17 protein-coding genes are annotated in these 19,053 nt (G+C 42.7%); 4 read left to right on the forward strand and 13 right to left on the reverse strand.

Going from position 1 to position 19,053, the window contains the following annotated elements; all coding sequences use genetic code 11:
* Positions 1–34: 34 nt before the first annotated feature.
* The 6 genes from LA303_RS06440 to LA303_RS06465 all read right to left on the reverse strand — a co-directional run bounded on the left by LA303_RS06440 (position 35) and on the right by LA303_RS06465 (position 6,718).
* Positions 35–430, reverse strand: a complete 396-nt coding sequence (locus tag LA303_RS06440; protein ID WP_240524466.1) for a hypothetical protein — start codon at positions 428–430, stop codon at positions 35–37.
* A 334-nt stretch (positions 431–764) separates the two neighbouring features.
* A complete protein-coding gene (locus tag LA303_RS06445; protein ID WP_240524467.1) occupies positions 765–3,017 on the reverse strand; it encodes a TonB-dependent receptor in 2,253 nt (750 codons plus the stop codon).
* Positions 3,018–3,197: 180 nt separating this feature from the next.
* Complete coding sequence (locus LA303_RS06450) at positions 3,198–3,545, reverse strand: hypothetical protein (protein ID WP_240524468.1); 348 nt, start codon at positions 3,543–3,545, stop codon at positions 3,198–3,200.
* A gap of 23 nt (positions 3,546–3,568) precedes the next feature.
* On the reverse strand, positions 3,569–5,035 hold the full coding sequence (locus LA303_RS06455; RefSeq protein ID WP_240524469.1) for an aminoacyl-histidine dipeptidase: 1,467 nt from the start codon (positions 5,033–5,035) through the stop codon (positions 3,569–3,571).
* A gap of 585 nt (positions 5,036–5,620) precedes the next feature.
* Entirely contained in the window at positions 5,621–6,067 is a 447-nt protein-coding gene (tnpA, locus tag LA303_RS06460; RefSeq protein WP_240524470.1) for an IS200/IS605 family transposase, read from the reverse strand.
* A 234-nt stretch (positions 6,068–6,301) separates the two neighbouring features.
* Complete coding sequence (locus LA303_RS06465) at positions 6,302–6,718, reverse strand: secondary thiamine-phosphate synthase enzyme YjbQ (RefSeq protein WP_240524471.1); 417 nt, start codon at positions 6,716–6,718, stop codon at positions 6,302–6,304.
* Between the two features lie 309 nt (positions 6,719–7,027).
* Here LA303_RS06465 and LA303_RS06470 point away from each other — a divergent pair, with 309 nt between their 5' ends.
* The 3 genes from LA303_RS06470 to LA303_RS06480 all read left to right on the forward strand — a co-directional run bounded on the left by LA303_RS06470 (position 7,028) and on the right by LA303_RS06480 (position 9,492).
* Positions 7,028–7,474, forward strand: coding sequence for a GNAT family N-acetyltransferase (locus tag LA303_RS06470; RefSeq protein WP_240524472.1), 447 nt, complete (start codon positions 7,028–7,030; stop codon positions 7,472–7,474).
* Entirely contained in the window at positions 7,474–8,547 is a 1,074-nt protein-coding gene (locus tag LA303_RS06475) for an alanine racemase (RefSeq protein ID WP_240524473.1), read from the forward strand. The genes LA303_RS06470 and LA303_RS06475 overlap by 1 nt, the downstream gene beginning before the upstream one ends.
* A gap of 99 nt (positions 8,548–8,646) precedes the next feature.
* Positions 8,647–9,492 (forward strand): mechanosensitive ion channel family protein, encoded by an 846-nt coding sequence (locus tag LA303_RS06480; protein ID WP_240524474.1) that lies wholly within the window; start codon positions 8,647–8,649, stop codon positions 9,490–9,492.
* 59 nt (positions 9,493–9,551) lie between these two features.
* Here LA303_RS06480 and LA303_RS06485 read toward each other — a convergent pair whose 3' ends face one another.
* From LA303_RS06485 to LA303_RS06505, 5 genes are all read right to left on the reverse strand, one after another.
* Positions 9,552–10,742 carry an ABC transporter permease gene (locus LA303_RS06485; RefSeq protein WP_240524475.1) on the reverse strand — a complete coding sequence of 397 codons (1,191 nt, stop codon included), beginning with the start codon at positions 10,740–10,742 and terminating at the stop codon, positions 9,552–9,554.
* Positions 10,735–11,916, reverse strand: a complete 1,182-nt coding sequence (locus tag LA303_RS06490) for an ABC transporter permease (RefSeq protein ID WP_240524476.1) — start codon at positions 11,914–11,916, stop codon at positions 10,735–10,737. Before LA303_RS06490 ends, LA303_RS06485 begins: the two co-directional genes overlap by 8 nt.
* Before the next feature lie 70 nt (positions 11,917–11,986).
* Positions 11,987–12,967 carry an HlyD family secretion protein gene (locus LA303_RS06495; RefSeq protein WP_240524477.1) on the reverse strand — a complete coding sequence of 327 codons (981 nt, stop codon included), beginning with the start codon at positions 12,965–12,967 and terminating at the stop codon, positions 11,987–11,989.
* Between the two features lie 21 nt (positions 12,968–12,988).
* Positions 12,989–14,482 carry a TolC family protein gene (locus LA303_RS06500; protein ID WP_240524478.1) on the reverse strand — a complete coding sequence of 498 codons (1,494 nt, stop codon included), beginning with the start codon at positions 14,480–14,482 and terminating at the stop codon, positions 12,989–12,991.
* Positions 14,483–14,586: 104 nt separating this feature from the next.
* Entirely contained in the window at positions 14,587–14,844 is a 258-nt protein-coding gene (locus LA303_RS06505; protein ID WP_240524479.1) for a hypothetical protein, read from the reverse strand.
* Positions 14,845–15,405: 561 nt separating this feature from the next.
* Between LA303_RS06505 and LA303_RS06510 the strand changes: the two genes are divergently transcribed.
* On the forward strand, positions 15,406–16,941 hold the full coding sequence (locus tag LA303_RS06510) for a hypothetical protein (protein ID WP_240524480.1): 1,536 nt from the start codon (positions 15,406–15,408) through the stop codon (positions 16,939–16,941).
* Positions 16,942–16,954: 13 nt separating this feature from the next.
* Here the strand turns inward: LA303_RS06510 and LA303_RS06515 are convergent, their stop codons facing one another.
* On the reverse strand, positions 16,955–18,697 hold the full coding sequence (locus LA303_RS06515; protein ID WP_240524481.1) for a SpoIIE family protein phosphatase: 1,743 nt from the start codon (positions 18,695–18,697) through the stop codon (positions 16,955–16,957).
* Positions 18,675–19,049, reverse strand: coding sequence for an ATP-binding protein (locus LA303_RS06520; protein WP_240524482.1), 375 nt, complete (start codon positions 19,047–19,049; stop codon positions 18,675–18,677). The genes LA303_RS06515 and LA303_RS06520 overlap by 23 nt, the downstream gene beginning before the upstream one ends.
* Positions 19,050–19,053 lie beyond the last annotated feature (4 nt).

Here is a 19,053-nt window from a genome sequence, read left to right on the forward strand (position 1 = left end):
CGGAAAGGCTCTACTGATGACATCTCTTTTGTGGCTACAGAGAACGTATTGTAAAATCTTTAACCCAACTTTCGAAGATTAATAATATGTTAAAAATAAAAGTATCGCTGTCTAATATGTAATTGATGTTGTGTGTCTTATTAGTAATTTGAATTGAAAAGGAATTTTCAAAGCGTTTTCTGTTCCTTTCTTGTCTTGTCAAGAAAGGAACTAAAGAAGACGCACCGAAACGAATGCTTCTTCCCGCTCTACCGAAAAGCAACATCTCCGGCAAAAGAGTTTCTTGCTCATCGCAAGAGAAATGCAAGCACTTTTGCACGATGCTGTAAGCTTTTCGGTATTCACCCCATCGCTGGCTCGCCGTTTCGGCTGGCCTGCTCACAGCTTGTGTGTCACCGTCTTTTGTCTTTTGAGAAAAATAAATCTGCAAGTGTTAAATTTTTAAATGTTTCTTCCTTTTTCGATTACTAAGCGTGTTTGAATTTCAGTTTCAAATCTATTTAAATGTTTTATCCTGAAGTGGTTAAATAAAACAGGAGATAAATACTTACGCGCAAATTTTTTTCCAAGTAGTTGTTTTCGCGTGTTTATCTGCGGCAGGGGCGGAAGCGGATAGCCCGCAGCCTGTAACGGCTGTGAAGCCTGCCGGGGGCAGAGCGACAGGGAAGCTACTGCCGCCGGCTTGGCTGAACGGCGTAAATAGGCGAGGACTATGAGCGGACGACCCGTGCAGGTTTGTGGGGGAAGCCCGCCCAAAAATATATTTATGGTTTTACCCCGAACGGAATCCGGATGTTCAGCGAGATGTTCCGGCCCATGTTGTAAATGCCCACATCTTTCAGCGTGGAAAGATGGTCGAAATAGCGGGTGTTCAGCAGATTCGACGCTGTGAGGCTGAAGCTGACAATCTGGTTTTTTACCTTCAGGTCGGTGCCGATGGCGGCATTCAGCAAAAAATATCCCGGGGTAGCCGTTTCAAATTCCGACGGATGGTTTTGTTTGAATACATAATTGCACGAAATTTTAAAAAACGAAGTGCGCCAGTTTTTCCACTGGTTTTTTCTGACCATGGCTTCAAAGTGCAGTTTGTTGGCCGGAATGAGCGGCAGATAACCGCCTGTATTTTTCCGGGCATACAGGTAGGTGTAATTCAGCTTTAAGTGAAGCCAGTCGGCACTTTGCGGATGAAAATGAATGCCGGCTTCGCCACCGGTCAGGTACGACGGCGTTTGTTCGTACCGGTAAATTTTGGTGCCGTCGGTCAGCGTGTCGGCAGTGGGCGAGAGGTAAATGTAGTTGTTGATGTAATTGTAAAAAAGGGCAATGTCGAAAGTGGTAAAAAGGGTGTGAAGATGCAGCCCGAGATCGGCTTCGAGGTTTTGTTGGTTTTTTAAATCGGGATCGCCAATTTCATAGCGGTCGCCGTGCATGCCGTTTTGGGTGAGTTCGGCAATGTTCGGGCTGCGAAAAGCCGATGCCAGATTAAACCGCAACAGCAGTTGTTTGTTCAGATGAATGGTGGTTCCGGCTGAAGCACTCACATTGTTAAAATTTCTGTCGAGTCGCGGCATGGTGGTGCTGTTGTCTATTCCGGCTTTATGTTCAGGAACGGTAACATGCCGGTGGTCGAAACGCAAGCCGGCTTCCAGAATAACGGCCTGTCCGAAAGTATGACGGGCCATACTGAAGACCGAAAAGTCATTTAAATCGGCATCCGGGATCACGTGCTGCGGGGCGTCGCCGTTGCGGTTGGTCTGACTCATGCCCTGAAAGCCTAAAAAGGCTTTGGTGCTGGTGGTAAACTGATAAATGCCTTTGATGCGGTAATTAAAGGTTTTTAAAGTCATGTTTACCAGTTCTTTCACCGGTGTCAGATCGGAACCCTGAAGCTTCCGGTTGTTGTTTTGAAAAGCGAAATCGGCGTTGATTTTCAGGTTGCCAAGAAAAATTTTGTTTTTTGAAATGATCAGATGGTCGGTCAAATCCTGATACCAGACATCGTTTTTTCGTCCTCTTTTGGTGACCAGTTCCAGGGCTGGCGGCACCGCCATGCCAAGTTTTGAGCGGTTGTAGTTGTAAAAAATGCGGAAGCTGCCGATGTTTTTAATGTATCCGGCATTCAGTTCGGCACTGTGGGTGTTAAAACGTGTGTTGTAAGCTGTTCCGGCTTTTCCGCCCTGTTCAAAGTCGGCATTGCTGTTGATTTGTGCCCCGGCACCCCACACAAAACCGTTTTGGTTGCCTTTCAGTTCAAGACTGGACAGTGTTCCGAGTGTGTTGCTGAAAAATTTCATGTTGGCGGTGCCTTCGATACTTCCTTCTTTGGCGGCGGGTTCTTCCACCAGATTTATCACGCCGCCCACAGCACCCGAGCCGTACATGAGTGATGCCGGGCCTTTGATGATTTCCACCCGGCCGATGCCCAATCCCTGCGTGAGGTACGGATGGTCTTCCGAAAACTGAAAATTGGCCATGGGAATGCCTTTGTTGAGTACCAAAACATTGCTTAGCGAGAGTCCGCGGATGACCGGCGTTCCCACACCGGGACCTTTGGAAATCATGCTAACCCCCGGAACACTTTTTAACGTAGCCATAAAACTGGGTTGTGCTACCTGAGTAATGTCTTTGGTTTCCAGTGTGTTGATGGCGATGGTGTTTTCGTGTTGTGTGCCGGTAAAACTGCCGGTAACCACCACTTCCTGCCCCTGAATGACCATGGGTTTCATTTTGATATTCAGGTTGATAACCTGGCTCTTGTTTTGAATTTCCACTTTCCGGGTAACCGTTTCATATCCGACAAAGGAATAGGTAACAAAGAAAGTTCCTTTGGGCAGGTGGTTTAAAACATATTTTCCGTCGGCATTGCTAACGGTTCCCTGTGATAATTCGTTGACGTACACATTAACGCCGGGCAGCGGTTCGTTGTTTTGTGCATCGGTAATACGTCCGCTGATGCTTTGCGCATTTACTTTTAAAAAAAGAAATGCGAAAAAGAAAATGAGAAGTTTTGTTTTCATTTCAAAAATTACGCTGAATCAGACAATCTTTTGTTTCTTCATGAGATTTATACCGGTTTGAAATCAAAACACATTTTGATTTCACCGGCGTTTACCATTGTAAATTTTAAGATACTGCCCAAAACAGTCGTCGTTCCGGTAATCGGCCGGCGGTTCGTAAAAATGAGGTAAGGCTGTGTCTTAAAAAACAACGGAAATAAGTTGTTTTGTCTGAAATGGCGGTGCCCGCAACAGGGTGGAATAGTTGAGCCCGGATGAGAAAAACGACGAAATGAAATGCAGATAAAATCGTTTGCAGTAGCTGCGTTTTTCCTTTTGCCGGAATTGTTTTTGAACGGTATAAAACGAAAGCGTAAATCCCGGAATCGGGCAGGTGTGGTGATAGGTGTGAAATACGCTGTCGGTTTTTACCTTGGTGTGGAAGGAAAAATGATGATGAAAAGCTTCGTCCAAAAGTTTCACTGTTGTCGGCGTAAGAAACACCAGCAACAGTGAAACAGCAACAATATGCCTGATCTTTTTGGACATGTGCTTTTGCCGGAAAAAGCGGCTTATTGGTCTTTTTCAGGAATGTTTTTCAATACTTCCAAAATCAGCTTCCAGAATTTTTCCACGGAAGCGATTTCCAGCTTTTCGTCGGGTGAATGAACCCCGCGCAGGGTCGGACCGAAAGAAATCATGTCCATGCCCGGATATTTGGCGCCGATGAGTCCGCATTCCAGTCCGGCATGGATGGCCAGCACTTTGGGCTCAACATGAAACAGCTTTTTGTAAGTGTCGCGGGTGAGTTCCATGATTTTCGAATCGGGATTGGGGGTCCATCCCGGATAGCCGTCGGATGTTTCGGAACGGGCACCTGCCAGGTTGAAAACACTCACCACTTTGTTGGTAACGTCCTGTTTTTCCGATTCTACCGAACTGCGCTGGCTGGTGGTAATCACAATTTCTTTTTCTTCGAATTTTACCGATGCCAGGTTGGTGGATGTTTCTACAAAGTTCGGGATGTCCTGCGACATGGCGATCACACCGTGCGGACAGGCATACAGGGCATTGACCAGGGTGGTGAAGTTGTCATCGCCGATAACGTTTTCCGGCATCTCAGCTGCTGAAGTCTGAAAACGCAGGTTGGGTTCGGTGGCGTGGTATTCGTTCCGGTAAACGGCTTCCTGTTTTTTTACTTCTTCCGTTATTTTGGCCGCATTGCCTTTCGGAACTGTAACTACGGCATAAGCTTCGCGGGCAATGGCATTGCGCAGGTTGCCCCCGTCGAAAACCGAAAGCTTCATGTCGAATTGGTCTTTGAATGTCCACAAAAACCGGTTGAGCAGTTGGTTAGCGTTGGCGCGGCCTTTGTTGATGTCGTCGCCCGAATGACCGCCTTTCAGTCCGGAAACCATGATTTTCAGGGCTTCATGACCCGCCGGCACGGTTTCTTTCTGATAAGGCAGCCAGGCCAGTGTATCCTGTCCGCCGGCACAACCGATGAAAAGCTGTCCTTCGTCTTCCGAGTCGAGGTTCAACAGGATTTCGCCTTTTAAAAATCCGGGTTTCAGTCCGAAAGCACCGGTGAGTCCGGTTTCTTCGTCCACGGTAAACAGGCATTCCAGCGGGCCGTGTTGAATATCGTCTGAAGCAAGGATAGCCAGCTCGGCTGCTACCCCAATACCGTCGTCGCCGCCTAAGGTTGTGCCTTTGGCTTTCACCCATCCGTCTTCGATGTAGGCTTCGATGGGGTCGTTTTCAAAATCGTGGTCCACGTCGCTGTTTTTTTCACAAACCATGTCAATGTGGCTTTGCAGTACCACGGTTTTCCGGTTTTCCATGCCGGGTGTGGCCGGTTTGCGAATGAGTACGTTGCCCACTTCATCTTTCAGGGTTTCCAGTCCGTGTTCTTTTCCGAACTGTACCAGATAATCAATGATTTTTCCTTCCTTTTTTGAAGGGCGGGGGATATTCAGAATTTCTTTGAAATAGAACCATATCTTTTTGGGTTCCAGGTTTAATAATGCTTCGTTCATGACTTTAATTTTTTAGATTACAAAGGTAGGAACTTAAATCGAACAGGGGGTTAAATAGTGTTAAGAAAAAAGGAATAATGGTGCTGTTTTTCTTTTTTATAAGTTGTGTATCCTGATAATTCTCATGGCTTCTTTACTGTGTTCAACATATCAAGGTGAAGGTTTACGGGGAACTTGAAATAAATGAAATCCCGAAAGAATTTAATTTATTGTTTTTACGGTTCTATGTTGGAAGCTGTTTGACGAATAATTTGTGCCTCACTCTGCCATTTGATTATTTTTTTTTATTTAACCCCTGCAGGGTTAAGCTTATTTGTTTTGTATGTTTCCCTGTCTTTCGGACAGGGTTATTTCTGTTATATCCCTTCGGGATATGCTTTTTCTCAAATACTCTTAGCAATCAAAATAGGAATTTGTTATTTACAGATTCTTCACTGTATTCAAAACAACAAGGTGAAGGTTTACGGGGAACTTGAAATAAATGAAATCCCGAAGGGATTGAATAAAAATAGCCACTGGTTTTTACCAGTGGAATAGGTATAAAGAAACGAAAGAATCCTGAAGGGATTCAATAGACAAGTCTAATTACAGCAAATATTTTTCATCGAATTCAATTTGGTGTTCTTTTAATAAACGGACGTATTCCTCTTTAAAAGTCGCCTTATGATGATGCTCTTTTTGATTTTTTACATAATTAATCAGGTTGTCTTTTGCTGTGATTGCGTATGTAAAAGCACCATATCCATTTTGCCATCCGTTGAATTTTGGGAAAAGATGTTCTGTTTTAATGTAATCAGATGTAGCCAGCTTAATATCTTTTACCAAATCGGCAACGGCAGTCGTTGGATGTATATGTGTAATAATATGGATGTGGTCTTCTGTTCCGCCCATTTGATACAAATGACAATTTTTCTTTTTTAAGATTCCCCGGATATATCGGTACAGCTTTTCCCGGCCGGATTCGGCCAAAGTTTTTTCGCGGTTTTTTGTAGAAAAAACAATTTGATAAAGAATTTGGGTGTAGGTACTCATGGATTATTTTTTATTTAACCCCTGCGGGGTTAAGCTCATTTATTTTTTCTGTTTCCCTGCCCTTCGGACAGGGTTATTTCTGTTATATCCCTTCGGGATATTTGTTTACAAAAGAATAAAGTGGTAAAAAATCCTATACCTTGTACAAAAATAGTTGAATTTAAGATGTTTAAAACCTAGATAGTTTTCTGTTTCTTTGTGGTTGAAAACCACAAAGAAACAGAAAAAATAATTTTATTCGCCGATGATTTTTACCAGGACCCTTTTCCGGCGTTTCCCGTCAAATTCACCGTAGAAAATTTGTTCCCACGGACCGAAATCCAGTTGCCCGTCGGTAACGGCTACCACCACCTCGCGTCCCATCACCTGCCGTTTCATGTGGGCGTCGGCATTGTCTTCAAAAGTGTTGTGGTGATATTGCGAATGGGGTTTTTCCGGTGCCAGCTTTTCGAGCCAGGTTTCAAAATCGCGGTGCAGACCGGCTTCATCATCATTGATAAAAACGCTGGCCGTAATGTGCATGGCATTCACTAAAACCAGTCCTTCCCGGATGCCGCTTTCTGCCAGACATTGGTTGACCTGCGGCGTAATATTGATAAAATCGCGACGGTGCGGTGTGTTAAACCACAATTCTTTTCGGTATGATTTCATGATCTTTTTGTGTTTGGTTTTTGCAAAGGTAATTGTTCTTTCTTAAAATCATTCCTGTTGAAAAAAGGATTCGTTAATTGTAAAACAAAAAAGAATTTCTTGTTTATGTTTTATAATGATGATGTTGTTTTTGCAGAACAATTATTATGTTAAAATCCGATTTTTTTCTGTGAATCAGTCTGTTATTGGGATATGGCGAAGCAGGAAATCGATTGTTTTCAGGATAAAAAGAAAAAGATTTGTGTATTTCAAAAAAAAACCTTACAGTAGGTAGTGATAATGATTTTTTAATAAAAAAAGGACTGAAGAATGATTAAAACAAAAATTTTTAATGCGGTAAACAAACCCGACTCAGGAGAAAAGAAAGCTTTGACTGATTTTTTATTTACTCATTTGCAAGAGTATGGCGATCCCCGTTCTGAGATAGAAAAGGCCATTGACTATGCTATGAAAGAAGTGCCTTCTTTCGGCGGTTTTATTTTGGCTGCTTATTTAGATGATGAGCTGTCTGGAGTGGTTGTAGTGAATGAAACGGGGATGAAAGATTATATTCCTGAAAATATTCTGGTTTATATCGCAACGCACAAAAAACACCGGGGCAAAGGCATTGGTAAATTGTTAATGAAAGAAACCATTGATTTGGCAAAAGGCAGTATTGCATTGCACGTAGAACCTGAAAATCCGGCAAGGCATTTATATGAGAAATTTGGATTTACCAGTAAATATATAGAAATGCGATATAAAAAGGAGAAATAATGGCTTTTATAACATTAGATGTAAAAAAACTGAAATCAAATTTTGATTATCTCAATACACTTTTTAAAAAGAATGGCATACAATGGTCGGTAGTGTCGAAAGTTTTGTGTGGAAACAAGACGTATCTTGATGAATTACTGAAGTTTGACATGGGGCAAATCTGCGATTCCCGGGTTTCCAATTTGCGGGTCGTTAAATCCATTCGTCCTGAAATTGAAACCATTTACATAAAACCTCCGGCAAAACGTTCCATTCCGGGAATTGTCCGGTTTGCCGATGTAAGTATGAATACAGAGATCGAGACCATCAAACTGTTATCAAAAGAAGCCAAAAAGCAAAACAAAGTGCATAAGATCATTATCATGATCGAACTGGGCGAGTTGAGAGAAGGCGTTTTGGGAGAAGATATCATTGATTTTTACAAAAATGTTTTTGAGCTGGAAAATATTGATGTGATTGGGATTGGCGCTAATTTATCCTGTTTGTACGGTGTTCTGCCCAATCATGACAAATTGATTCAGTTAAGCCTGTATAAGCAATTAATCGAAGCAAAGTTTAATAAAAAGATTCCTTATGTTTCCGGCGGTTCTTCGGTGACAATACCTTTGATTTTTCAAAATCTTCTGCCCAGAGGGATTAATCATTTTAGAGTAGGCGAAACGTTATTTCTGGGTACGGATGTGTATAATAACCGGAAGTTTAAAAAGATGTATTCTGATGTTTTTAAACTGCATTCTGAGATTATTGAGTTGATTGAAAAACCGGTTGTGCCAATGGGTGAAATGGGGACAAATGTTGAAGGTGAGAGCTTTGAGTTTGACCAGAAAAATATCGGAGAAACGTCTTATCGGGCAATTATCGATTTGGGGCTCCTTGATACGGAAACCGATCACCTTGAACTGACGGATAAAAGTTTAAAATTGGCGGGAGCAAGTTCGGATATGATCGTTATCGATCTTGGTGACAATAAGAAAAACTATAAAGTTGGCGATCTGGTAGAGTTTAAACTGGACTATATGGGATTGCTCCGGATCATGAATTCGAAATATATTGAAAAAAGGATAAAACAGTAAACAACACGATACGTAAATTGTTTCCGTAGAACCGTTTTACGGAGTACATTTTTTATTCTTTTTGCAGAGAGAAAGTGAAAGACAAAATTTGATAAACTCATGAAAAAATTTTTAGAATATCACCTGGTTGAGTTCTCCAATTTTACATTGACGCCTTACAGTATTCTTATGGCGTTGATCATTGTTGTGGCTACCTGGCTGTTTTTACGTTTTGTTAAAAAGATATTTTTTGCCCGTATGGTAAAACGGGTAGAGCAGGGGACAGTAGCGTCTATTTATCAGATCATAAAATATGTTGTATGGGTGCTTTCCATTATCATCATTTTGCAAACCATAGGTTTCAATATTAATTATTTGATCGCCAGTTCGGCTGCTCTGCTTGTCGGATTGGGCCTTGGTGTTCAGCAAATATTCAATGATGTGGTTTCCGGTCTTTTTTTGTTGTTTGAGGGAAATGTAAAAGTGGGTGATGTGGTCCAGTTGGAAGATGATATTATTGCCACAGTAAAAGAAATAAACCTGCGAATTTCAAAAGTGGAAACCCGGGATAATGTGATTGTGATCGTTCCCAACTCAAAACTGATCAGCGAAAACGTAATCAACTGGAGTACAATTGATAAAAAGACGCGGTTTAAGCTGGAAGTAGGCGTTGCCTATGGCTCTGATGTTAAAAAAGTGCGGGAAATACTATTGAAGGTAGCCGATGCGCATCCGGCAATCAGCAAATCGCCTAAACCGTTTGTCCGGTTTGAAGACTTTGGAGATTCTGCCTTGATATTTCATCTTTTTTTCTGGACAACCCGGTCTTTTCGTGTAAAAAATATAAACAGTGATTTGCGTTTTGCCATTAACGATGAATTTGAACAAAACAAAATTGTTATTCCTTTTCCCCAGCAGGATATTTATGTGAAAGAATTGCCAAAAACTACAACCCCGGAGAAGTAGATCTTTATGCCGGAATATTTTTGTTGTTAAAATATGAAATTGTAAAGCCTTTTTACAAATCAGGATATTTCAACGGGGGCTTTTACAGCCGTCAGTTTCTTTTTCATCACGGCCATTCGCCAGTAAAACAAAAGGGTAGAAACGAGCAGCATCACCAGCAACTGCAAGATGTCGTTGAGTATGGGGCCCCAGCCGGTACCTTCGGCACAAAGCTTGGTTACGGCGTCCATCATGGGCGTGGTGGGGATGATCCGGGCCAGCCATTGTAAAGGTGCCGGCATGGCATCCACCGGCCACGAATATCCCGACAGCAGAAACAACGGATAACTTGTAAAAGCCAGCGCTTCCATAATCCGGATTTGCTTTTTGCTGAACGAAGCCACCAGCATGGTATAGATCATGACCACCAGCAAAAACAACAAACTGATTACAAACAGCGCTGTTTTGCTTCCCCGTAAGGGAATATCCAAAAAGTGAAATGCGTAGCCGAAATAGAATAAAATGTAAGAAGCATACAAAAAGAGATAATAGCTTACCCGGCCGCCAAACCAGCCGAAAATGTCTGTCGCATTTCCTCGCAGGGCTTCCTGCAGGTTTCCTTTTTCGCGGCTGCGTACAAAGCTTTCGCCCAGCCCGATAAGCAGTGTTTGCTGAAGAATCAGAAACAAAAGTCCGGGTAAAAGATAATCGCCATAATTGTTGGTGGCATTATACACCGGATGCACATCGGCCAACACCGGATTGATGAGTTCCATGGCGTATTTTGGATTCATCCCTTTGGCTTCGTAAGCATGCAGCCTGATTCCGGCTCCGACCGTCATAAATACTGTGTTTACCGCCCTGTTCAGGTCGTTGGATGGTAAAAACCGGGTGGTGTTCAGATATAGATTTACATCGCTGCCTTCGCCTTTGAGCAGCTTTTTCTCAAAACCTTTCGGAAACACCAGAAAACCCTGTACTTTCATGGAATACAAGGCGGCTTTGCCTTTTTCGTAGGTAGCTGGCTGGCTGACTAACCGGATGGCCGGACTGGCCGAGAGCAGCCGGGTAAAATTCCGTGTCGTCGGGGTTTTGTCGTAATCTACCACGGCAAAAGGAATCTTTTTTACTTCTTTTTTCTGATAAATCGATCCCATCAAAAAAACATAAACCAATGGTGCCAGCAAAACCGTCAGCAGCACACTGTGGTCGTTGATGACATTGTGCATTTCGTGCAAAAGTCCTTGTATGAAGCTGTTTCTTTTAACCATGTTGCAACGAAGTTTTTGGGTTGAAAGACTTTTGTTTTAGCTTGATATGCAGGGCAATGTAGCTGGTGACAAATCCGACGGCAAGGAACAGGGTAAGCCGGTAAAAATCGGGTGCGGCAAACGACAGCGGGGCCCCGAACTGATACAGTTTAAAAAATGCGTGCAGAAAATGGGTATATGGGATAAACTGTGCAATGGAACTGCTGATAAACGGCATGGCAAATATGGGGAACGTAAAACCGCTGAAGACAAAAGCCGGCGAGTTATACAAAAACGCCACATCCAGCGAGAGAATCTCATCGCGGATGGTGGTCGAAAGCATGAACCCGAGGAAAACATTTACCAGTGTAAAGTAACCAAATAGCAACAACAGTTCTCCTTCTTTTTGCTGGAAAGGGATGCCAAAAATCATAAAAATCAGGGCAATAAGTCCGGTAACATAAAGTCCGGTCAGCAGATAAGCCAGAGCTTTTCCGGTAAGCATGTTCAGTGGTTTTCCGTTCGCAGCGGCTACCAGCTCGTCGAAAGTGCCGTTGTTGACTTCCGAATTAAAAGCCCGCGTTGAAATAAAAAAGACTACCATTTGCAGTAAAACGGTAAGCAGTCCCGGAACCAGGTAATACAGGTAGTTGTAATAAGGATTAAAAAGCGAATGGGTATGTACTTTGATGGGCTGCACCATGATCATGGCCTGCCGGTTGGTCAATCCGGATGCTTTGTATTTTTTTAGCAAAATACCGCCGTTGACGGTTCCTGCAATGGTGTATGCTTCACGCAAAAGAATATTCCCGAAAACAATGTTTGAGCTGTTGGTAAATACCTGAATGCGTGTACTTTTCCCTTTCATGATGTCGTGTTTGAAGCCTTTCGGAATATGAAAGACCGCTTTTTCGCGATGGGTGGGAAAAAAGGTTTCGGGATTGTCGGATGCCGAAAGGTAATCGGTTACTTTCAGGGTATGCGAAGCGTCGATAAAGCGGGTGACCATGCGCGACAAATCGCTGTGATCCTGGTCCCAAACGGCTACCGGAATATCCCGCAAAGCCCCTTTCTGATAAATCAGCGCCAGCAACGGAAAGACAATCAGCGGAATGTAAAACAGAATCAACCGGGTGGAATGACCGGTAACGATCCGTTTCATTTCTCTCAAAAAAACCTTTATGAAAGCAGGCATGTTCATCTGTTTAAAATCATGGTAATGTCGATTAAAAAATTTCCGGTTCAGGTTAAAAAAGAAACGGTATTTATAAACGGATTTCGATACTCATGCCGGGACGCAGCCCTTTAATCGGGTGTACCGGTTTCAGATGAATTTCAAAAGTTTTCATGTCGAATTCGCCTTTTGACTTGGTGGGAACCCAAGTGGCAAAGTCGGCCATAGGAGCGATGTAGCTAACTTTAAAATCGAAGCTTTTTCCGCCGAGTCCGGGAATTTTACCTTTTACAATGCTGCCTTTTTTGAACAGGGGAAGCCGGTCTTCGCGGACATTCAGAACAGCATAGATATCTTTGGGAATCATGATGGTCAGGATAGGATAACCCTGGGGTACCACTTCGCCGGGTTCGGCAATTTTATCACTGATTTCGCCCGATGCGGGGGCATAAACATTGAGCTGGTGATAAAATTCCATGGCTTCGTTGTATTTGTTTCTGGCCATTTCATATTGTCCTTCGGCAGCCGTGATGTCTTCTTTTCGTGCTCCTTTTAAAGCCATGTCGTACAGGGCTTTAGCTGCTTTCATCTGGTCTTTGGCTGCGTTGTATTTAAATTTCATTTCATCCATTTCCTGCTGTGAGATGATGGAATCGGCATACAGTACCTGAAAACGACGATAGGTTTTTTGGGCAAATTCAAACTGACTTTGTGCCATGCCGTATTTGTTTTCGGCTGCTTTTATCTGCTCTTTGCGGGCTCCGGCTTTGGCTTTCTCAACCATTGCACCGGCAGCTACAACAGCGCCTTTGGCCTGTCCGACTTTGGTTTCCAGAATATTGGTTTCGAGGCGGGCCAGCAACTCGCCTTTTTTTACCTGATCGCCAAGGTCCACAAAAATGGTGTCGATCCGGCCGGGGTCCAGTGAAGCCACATTCACGGTCGTGGTTTCGAACATGCCGGTAAAAACTTTGCTCTGCGGTGCATTATGATGAACAGTAAGAAAAATAACAGCGGCAATAATGATGATGACGGGAACACTTAATGCCAGAAAACTTTTGTCCTTTTTCATTTTTGTAAGTTCTTTTTTAAATTATTGATGAATTAAAATATCGGTCAGTTTTTGCGGATTACCCGTGGCCAGGTACAGATTGCTCAGGGCCACATAGTATTCATAAAGCGTATGATAGGCTTCTATTTGAGCTTTTTCGTACAGCAGGCGCGCATCAATTACGTCGATGGATTTGGCCATGCCTTCGCGAAAACGCTTTTCGGTAATGACGTAGTTTCTTTTGGCCATGGCAATAGTGGGCTGCAGCTTATGATAACGGTCCTGCGTATTCAGTACCTGGCGGTACGATTTGTCCACCCACAGATTGATTTGTTGCCGGGTATATTCTTCAGCAGCTTCCACTTCTTTGGCCAGATGCCGGGTAGCTTTCAGATCGTTGAATTTTTTGCCGCCGTGGAAAAGATTGATTTTAGCTTGTACACCCAGGATAAAAGGCGGCTGGATAACCGGATACTTATCACGGAAAAGGCTGTAAGTACCCCATGCCCCGATTTGAGGCATGAATTCGGCCATTTCCAGGTTGTGTTTCTGTTTTACCATGTTTTTCTTTTCCTCAATCATTTGAAACACCGGCTGGGATGTTTTGGCTTCCGCCTGTAACTGACTCAGATTAAGCGGGCATACCTGAAAATGTAAAGTGTCGGTGACTTCAATATTGACATCCGGACGGAGGCCCATGCTGTTTTTCAATGCCATTTTGGCCAGTTCCAGCTTGTTTTCGTCGTCGGTTAAATCGCGTTGGGCGTTGGCTACCGCCACCTGTGCCCGCAGCCGGGTATAGGGCGGAATCAGACCGGCCTTGATGGCTTTTTCCGCATCGCGTTCGTGCCTTTTCATGCCGGCCACCACCTGTTTGCGTACATTGACCACCGCTTTTAACAGCACGATGGCATAATACCGGTCGATGGTTTCTTTAATGATCTCGTTTTCGGTTTTACGTAAATCTTCGTTGGAATAAGATAAATCGGCTTCGGCAAATTTTTTCCCGGCAATGATTTTTCCACCCGTAAAAATTGGCTGAAACAGGGTGAAGTTCAGGTTGGGAAAATTTTGAGCGTCCATTTCCAGATTTACCGCCGGCAGTTTTTTTACGTTCGAAACCGTTTGTACCAGTATTTGCTGGGCAGTTGGCGAAAGCTGTAATCCTTTACCAATCATGTCGGCATAACCGATCATCATGTTGTCAACCGATGCCTTGAACATGTCCATGTTGATCTCAGCATTCTGACTCAGCCAGGTAAATCCGCCGTTGACGTTTATCGTCGGGAAAAAATTGCCCATGGCTGATTTTTTCATGTATTTTTTCTGTTCCACCTTCTCGCGATACTGGCGGATGCGGGCGTTGTTTTGCAGGGCACTGTCGAGGGCTGCTGACAGGTTCAGCCTGACTGCCTGCTGCTGTGCCTTTGCTCCCGACGGCAACAAAAGTACCGTTGCGGTTGCCAACAGAAAAACAATCCGGCCTTTCTTAAGACCGCGGACGGCTTGTAATACGATTGCTTTTTTGTTACTCATGTTTTGTTTTTTTTATATCCGATTTCTGTTTTGTGCCTATCTTCGTTTTGCAGCGGCAAAAATAATACTTTTATAGTAAAATCTGACCAAAAACGTTTAAAAGTTTAAAAATATAAATCCTGTTCTTTTTTGATGCTGTAAACAGTTATTAAGTACTCATTTATGAATTTGATATCCGACTTTGCTTCTGGTAAAATTTTTTCATGGTTTTCATCGGCGGTAAAAATAACAAAAAAATGACAGGTATGACATGCTGTTATTTTGGCTTTTGGCGATTTGTTTTTACTTAAAGATTTGTTTGTTCTAAATTTTAATGAAATAATCCGCAGAATTTGGTTTTGATTTTTATTTTGAAAGCGCATTCCTGTTTTGATACGATACCATCAGGGTTTTGATGAAGGAAAAGGCTTTTGCCATATATTCATTATGATTTTTCCCTCCTCCAGAATGGTTTTACGGAATCCCAAAGGGATTCTATGTGATTAACCACGGGTTTCACCCGTGGGATGAAAATAACGGGAAGCCGAACCCCAAAGGGGGGCAATGATTTAAACCGGAAAAATTTCTATTCGACAAATATATTTTCAGGTTCTTTATTGTCAGGTATATACCATTTTGTTCTTCATTTTCTTGTTCCTTTATTGTCTCGCCAGGAAACCCCGCCTGAATGACGCAGCCGGGCAGGCCGGCCCGTTTCGGGAGGCCCCCACAATGGGTATCTTTTTTCGAACATTATCTTTTAGTAATTGCACATCATGAATGCAGCGGAAATGGGCAATAAAACAAAGATATTTTCAGTACATTTAAAATAGGAATTAGCCATTTTGAATAGTTGTTTTTATCTGTCGATAAAACAGTTCGTTAAGCATTTCAATTTTTTTCTATATTTAAACCCAAAATTTTCCCTGATTAAAACATTGTATATGAAATTGAGTTTAAGTGGGTTGCGGATTTTTCTTGTTTCCGCAATGGGGTTGTTGTTATCTTCAGCTTACGGACAAATCGGACTTTTTATGCGGTCGGATTATGATTTAAAAGGTCCGGTAAGGCTTTATAAACAAGTAGAATATAAGGATTTTCAGCCTAAATTTGAACATTATGAGCCGAAAAGTGTAAAAATTTTGAACTGGTATTTGTGTGACAAGGAAGGCCGGGTTCTTTTTGAACAGGCTCCGGAAAACGATACCAGCAAATTTTATGATAGGTATTTGCATCATTACAAAAATAACCGGGTGGATATCGGACTTAATATGCCTATTGACTCGGACGGTGTCAGCCGTTTGCATAAGAAGCTTTCGCCTGCAATGTGGTTATACAAGTATCCGGACAATTATACCCTTAAGCGGTACGATTATGATGACAATGAATTGATGGAAATTGAAAAATACAATCATCAGAACCTGGTAGTGGAAGATTTTTTCCGGCCCAATAATGAGAAACGCGGCTACCGTTATACATGGAAATATGATGACAACGGAAATCTTATAGAAAAAGATCACTACAATGCTACAGGAAAACATTTAAGCCGAGAAATATGGAAAAGAGATGCCGCCGGTCACACACTGCAGTATCTCCAATACGATTCTACCGGGCGGTTGACTAAAAAATCGGTGCATGCATACAACCGTGCCGCTCGCGAAGTGCAGGAAGTGGTTTATCGTGGTGACGGTTCGGTTATCTGGGGCGATACCTCTATTTACCTGCACGACACCCTGCTTACGGCTTACATTCAGTATGGAGCCGACAAAAATATTGTAGATTCTTATCTAAAACTGAAGTATGATGATCAAAACCGATTGATACGCAAAGATTATGTCGTGTTAGGCGGGAAACCGCAGAACGGAAATTACACGCTTTTAATGTATGATAAAAACGGAAACCTTACCGTTCGGTTGTATTACGACAGTAGCCGGCTGATAGAAAAATCGGTACGGTCAGACTTTGTGGGGACAGTTTACCAAAAGTCTGTACGTGAAAGTTATGATGAAAATGGCGGGGTAAAAGCCATCAAAATCTGGAAAATGGATCAATACGGAAATGAACGCTCTTTTGAACATTACCAATATGAAACAAAATTTGGCGAAAGGGTTAAAATTCCGGTGGAAAAGCGTACAGCTCAAATTACATATTATGATAAAGATACCCCGGAGGTTGGGGTAAAACTGTTGATGGAGCGGAAAAAGAAAAAGGATATACTGAATATTGATTTGCTGCATACGGAAGGACACATCATTTTTTATTCAAAGGAGTATGGTGGAAAGCCTTTTGTTACCTCAAACCGGGTGGTAGGACTTTCTGTTCCTTATTCCTTTCTGTCGGATTATTATCCCTATTTTATAGTGCAAAACAGGCAGGATAATGAATATTACCTGTTTCCGTTGCCTCCAAAAAGTGCAATAGAAAAAAAGACGGCAAAAATCGGTGTGAAAAATTTAAAGAAAGTGCTTCACAAAAAGTAATCCGTCTGGCTATTTATATTTTCACCACAACGATAGTCAGGTCGTCGCTTTGTTCCTGTCCGTCAACAAAAGCCCGGATGTCTTTTATCAGTTTGTCTTTAATGGCAGTGGCATTCAATGTTTGAATATTTTGTAATGAGCGGGCAATTCGTTCGGTTCCGAATAATTCCTTCCGGGCATTTTCGGCTTCACTAACTCCGTCGCTAAAAGCTACGATGGTTGTATTTTCCCCTAGTGTAATCTGGCTGTTTTGGTACGTTTGTTCTTTAAAAACCGCTATGGGCGGGGCAAAAACTGTTACCGGTGAAAATACGGCTCCGTTTGTGTTGATGATAAATGGCGGGTGCCCGGCCACAGAAAATGTCAGTTCTCTGGTTTTCAGGTCGATCATGCCGACAATCATAGTGGCAAACATACCGGTAGTAATAATTTCCGATAGTTTCCGGTTCACTTTGTCGAGTACAAATGCCGGGTTGCATTTTTCGTCAATGGCATCTTCAATAAGCATTTGCGATGCCATCATGAACAGCGAAGCCGGAACGCCTTTTCCGGAAACATCGCCGACATAAAAAATAATTTTTTCTCCTATCGTTTTATAACCGTAAAAGTCGCCGCCCACTTCCCGGGCCGGAATCATTACGCCACTGAGTTCAAATTTTTGTCCTTCCACCTCTCTTTTTTTCGGAAGAAACTGTTGCTGAATCCGGCTGGCCAGCATAAATTCGTTTTTGATGCGTTCTTCGCGGGCCACGTTTTTTTTCAACTGGTTTGATACAATGGTAACCATGATTAAAATCAGTAAGATACCGGCAGCTGTGATAAACAACAGGTTGGTTTTTAGCTGTTTTAATGGTTTGAATAAGGTGCTGTTTTTCAGAATGATACCGATAGACCAATCGGTTTGTTTTATGTACATGGTGTACAGGGTGTATTTTCCGTCGGGCAGGTAAATGCTGTACACTCCCGATTTGCCGTTGACCATGTCGTGGGCCGCTTTTTTCAGCTCTTTCGAACCGATGTAATTGGCATATTTAAAAATGGTTTGTTTCAGGTTAAAACGCTGGTTAGGATGCGAAAGCAGAAAGCCTGTTTTGGAAACCAGAAAAATATGTCCCGATTTGTTTTTGGCCAGTTGCTGTATTTCGCGCGACAGGGTGTTCAGTTCCACATCGGCGGTTACCACGCCCAGGAAGTGTTTTTTCAGGTCGAAGACAGGATATGAGTAGGTACTCATATATACTTCGCCGCCGCCTTTGTCAAAATAAGGCTCGCTCCACGAGGGTTTTAATGTTTGTTTTACTTTGTAGTACCAGGCATAATGCAGATAGTCATATTCCGGGAGCATCAGCCATTTTTCGCGGATAGAATCGTGGTTGCGGTAAAAATATTTGCAATAGCGTTTTTTTAGCGGACCGGTGGGTTCCAAAGCAAGGGCCGAACCGAATACCTGCGGATTTTTTCGTACGTTTTCTTTTAAAAAAGGGAGTACTTTCCGGTAATTTTCCGGATCGGAAGTAATCATGTAAGCCGCTTTTATGGTAAAAGCACTGGTGCTGTCCAAAAAACTTTCTATTTTGTTTAATGTACTGATGTTAATGAGTTTAGCCTGCCTGAACTCAGACCGGGTAAGTTCGTTGGTAACAAAATCCTGTACAAGATACAACGAGCCCAGAAACATCGGAATGGTGATCACCACGATGTAAAAAACAATTTTCCGCTGGATGTTTTTGATTTTAAAGGGTGATTTGGATAACATTGAGCGATTGTTTTGGATCGTAATGATAATGTATTTTTTTTGCCAGCGAATTGACCAGCAGCAATCCCAGACCCCCGTATTCCATTTCTTCCACCGGCTTGTTTTTCTTTTCCGGAACGACGGACGGATTAAATTCGTCTGCCTGATAGCCGATACGGATGAGTGTAAGACCGTTTTCCTGCGAAAGATTTAAATGATAGCTGGTGGCAGTGGTGTGTTTGAGCAGGTTTATAATCAGCTCCTCACACACCAGCCGGATGTTGTAACACACCGTTTCGGGCAGGTGGTGCTTTTGGCAATGTTTGTCGATTTCGGCAAAAGCATCGTCGAGCGTATGCAGGTTAAAGTCCATCACG

The organism is Candidatus Sulfidibacterium hydrothermale, assembly GCF_020149915.1.
Lineage (GTDB): Bacteria > Bacteroidota > Bacteroidia > Bacteroidales > F082 > Sulfidibacterium > Sulfidibacterium hydrothermale.

Excerpts from the sequence above, each read along its gene's own strand:
- LA303_RS06445 (WP_240524467.1), bottom strand. The coding sequence starts at position 3,017 with ATGAAAACAAAACTTCTCATTTTCTTTTTCGCATTTCTTTTTTTAAAA.
- LA303_RS06450 (WP_240524468.1), bottom strand. The coding sequence starts at position 3,545 with ATGTCCAAAAAGATCAGGCATATTGTTGCTGTTTCACTGTTGCTGGTG.
- LA303_RS06455 (WP_240524469.1), bottom strand. The coding sequence starts at position 5,035 with ATGAACGAAGCATTATTAAACCTGGAACCCAAAAAGATATGGTTCTAT.
- tnpA (WP_240524470.1), bottom strand. The coding sequence starts at position 6,067 with ATGAGTACCTACACCCAAATTCTTTATCAAATTGTTTTTTCTACAAAA.
- LA303_RS06465 (WP_240524471.1), bottom strand. The coding sequence starts at position 6,718 with ATGAAATCATACCGAAAAGAATTGTGGTTTAACACACCGCACCGTCGC.
- LA303_RS06470 (WP_240524472.1), top strand. The coding sequence starts at position 7,028 with ATGATTAAAACAAAAATTTTTAATGCGGTAAACAAACCCGACTCAGGA.
- LA303_RS06475 (WP_240524473.1), top strand. The coding sequence starts at position 7,474 with ATGGCTTTTATAACATTAGATGTAAAAAAACTGAAATCAAATTTTGAT.
- LA303_RS06480 (WP_240524474.1), top strand. The coding sequence starts at position 8,647 with ATGAAAAAATTTTTAGAATATCACCTGGTTGAGTTCTCCAATTTTACA.
- LA303_RS06485 (WP_240524475.1), bottom strand. The coding sequence starts at position 10,742 with ATGGTTAAAAGAAACAGCTTCATACAAGGACTTTTGCACGAAATGCAC.
- LA303_RS06490 (WP_240524476.1), bottom strand. The coding sequence starts at position 11,916 with ATGCCTGCTTTCATAAAGGTTTTTTTGAGAGAAATGAAACGGATCGTT.
- LA303_RS06495 (WP_240524477.1), bottom strand. The coding sequence starts at position 12,967 with ATGAAAAAGGACAAAAGTTTTCTGGCATTAAGTGTTCCCGTCATCATC.
- LA303_RS06500 (WP_240524478.1), bottom strand. The coding sequence starts at position 14,482 with ATGAGTAACAAAAAAGCAATCGTATTACAAGCCGTCCGCGGTCTTAAG.
- LA303_RS06505 (WP_240524479.1), bottom strand. The coding sequence starts at position 14,844 with ATGCGCTTTCAAAATAAAAATCAAAACCAAATTCTGCGGATTATTTCA.
- LA303_RS06510 (WP_240524480.1), top strand. The coding sequence starts at position 15,406 with ATGAAATTGAGTTTAAGTGGGTTGCGGATTTTTCTTGTTTCCGCAATG.
- LA303_RS06515 (WP_240524481.1), bottom strand. The coding sequence starts at position 18,697 with ATGTTATCCAAATCACCCTTTAAAATCAAAAACATCCAGCGGAAAATT.
- LA303_RS06520 (WP_240524482.1), bottom strand. The coding sequence starts at position 19,049 with ATGGACTTTAACCTGCATACGCTCGACGATGCTTTTGCCGAAATCGAC.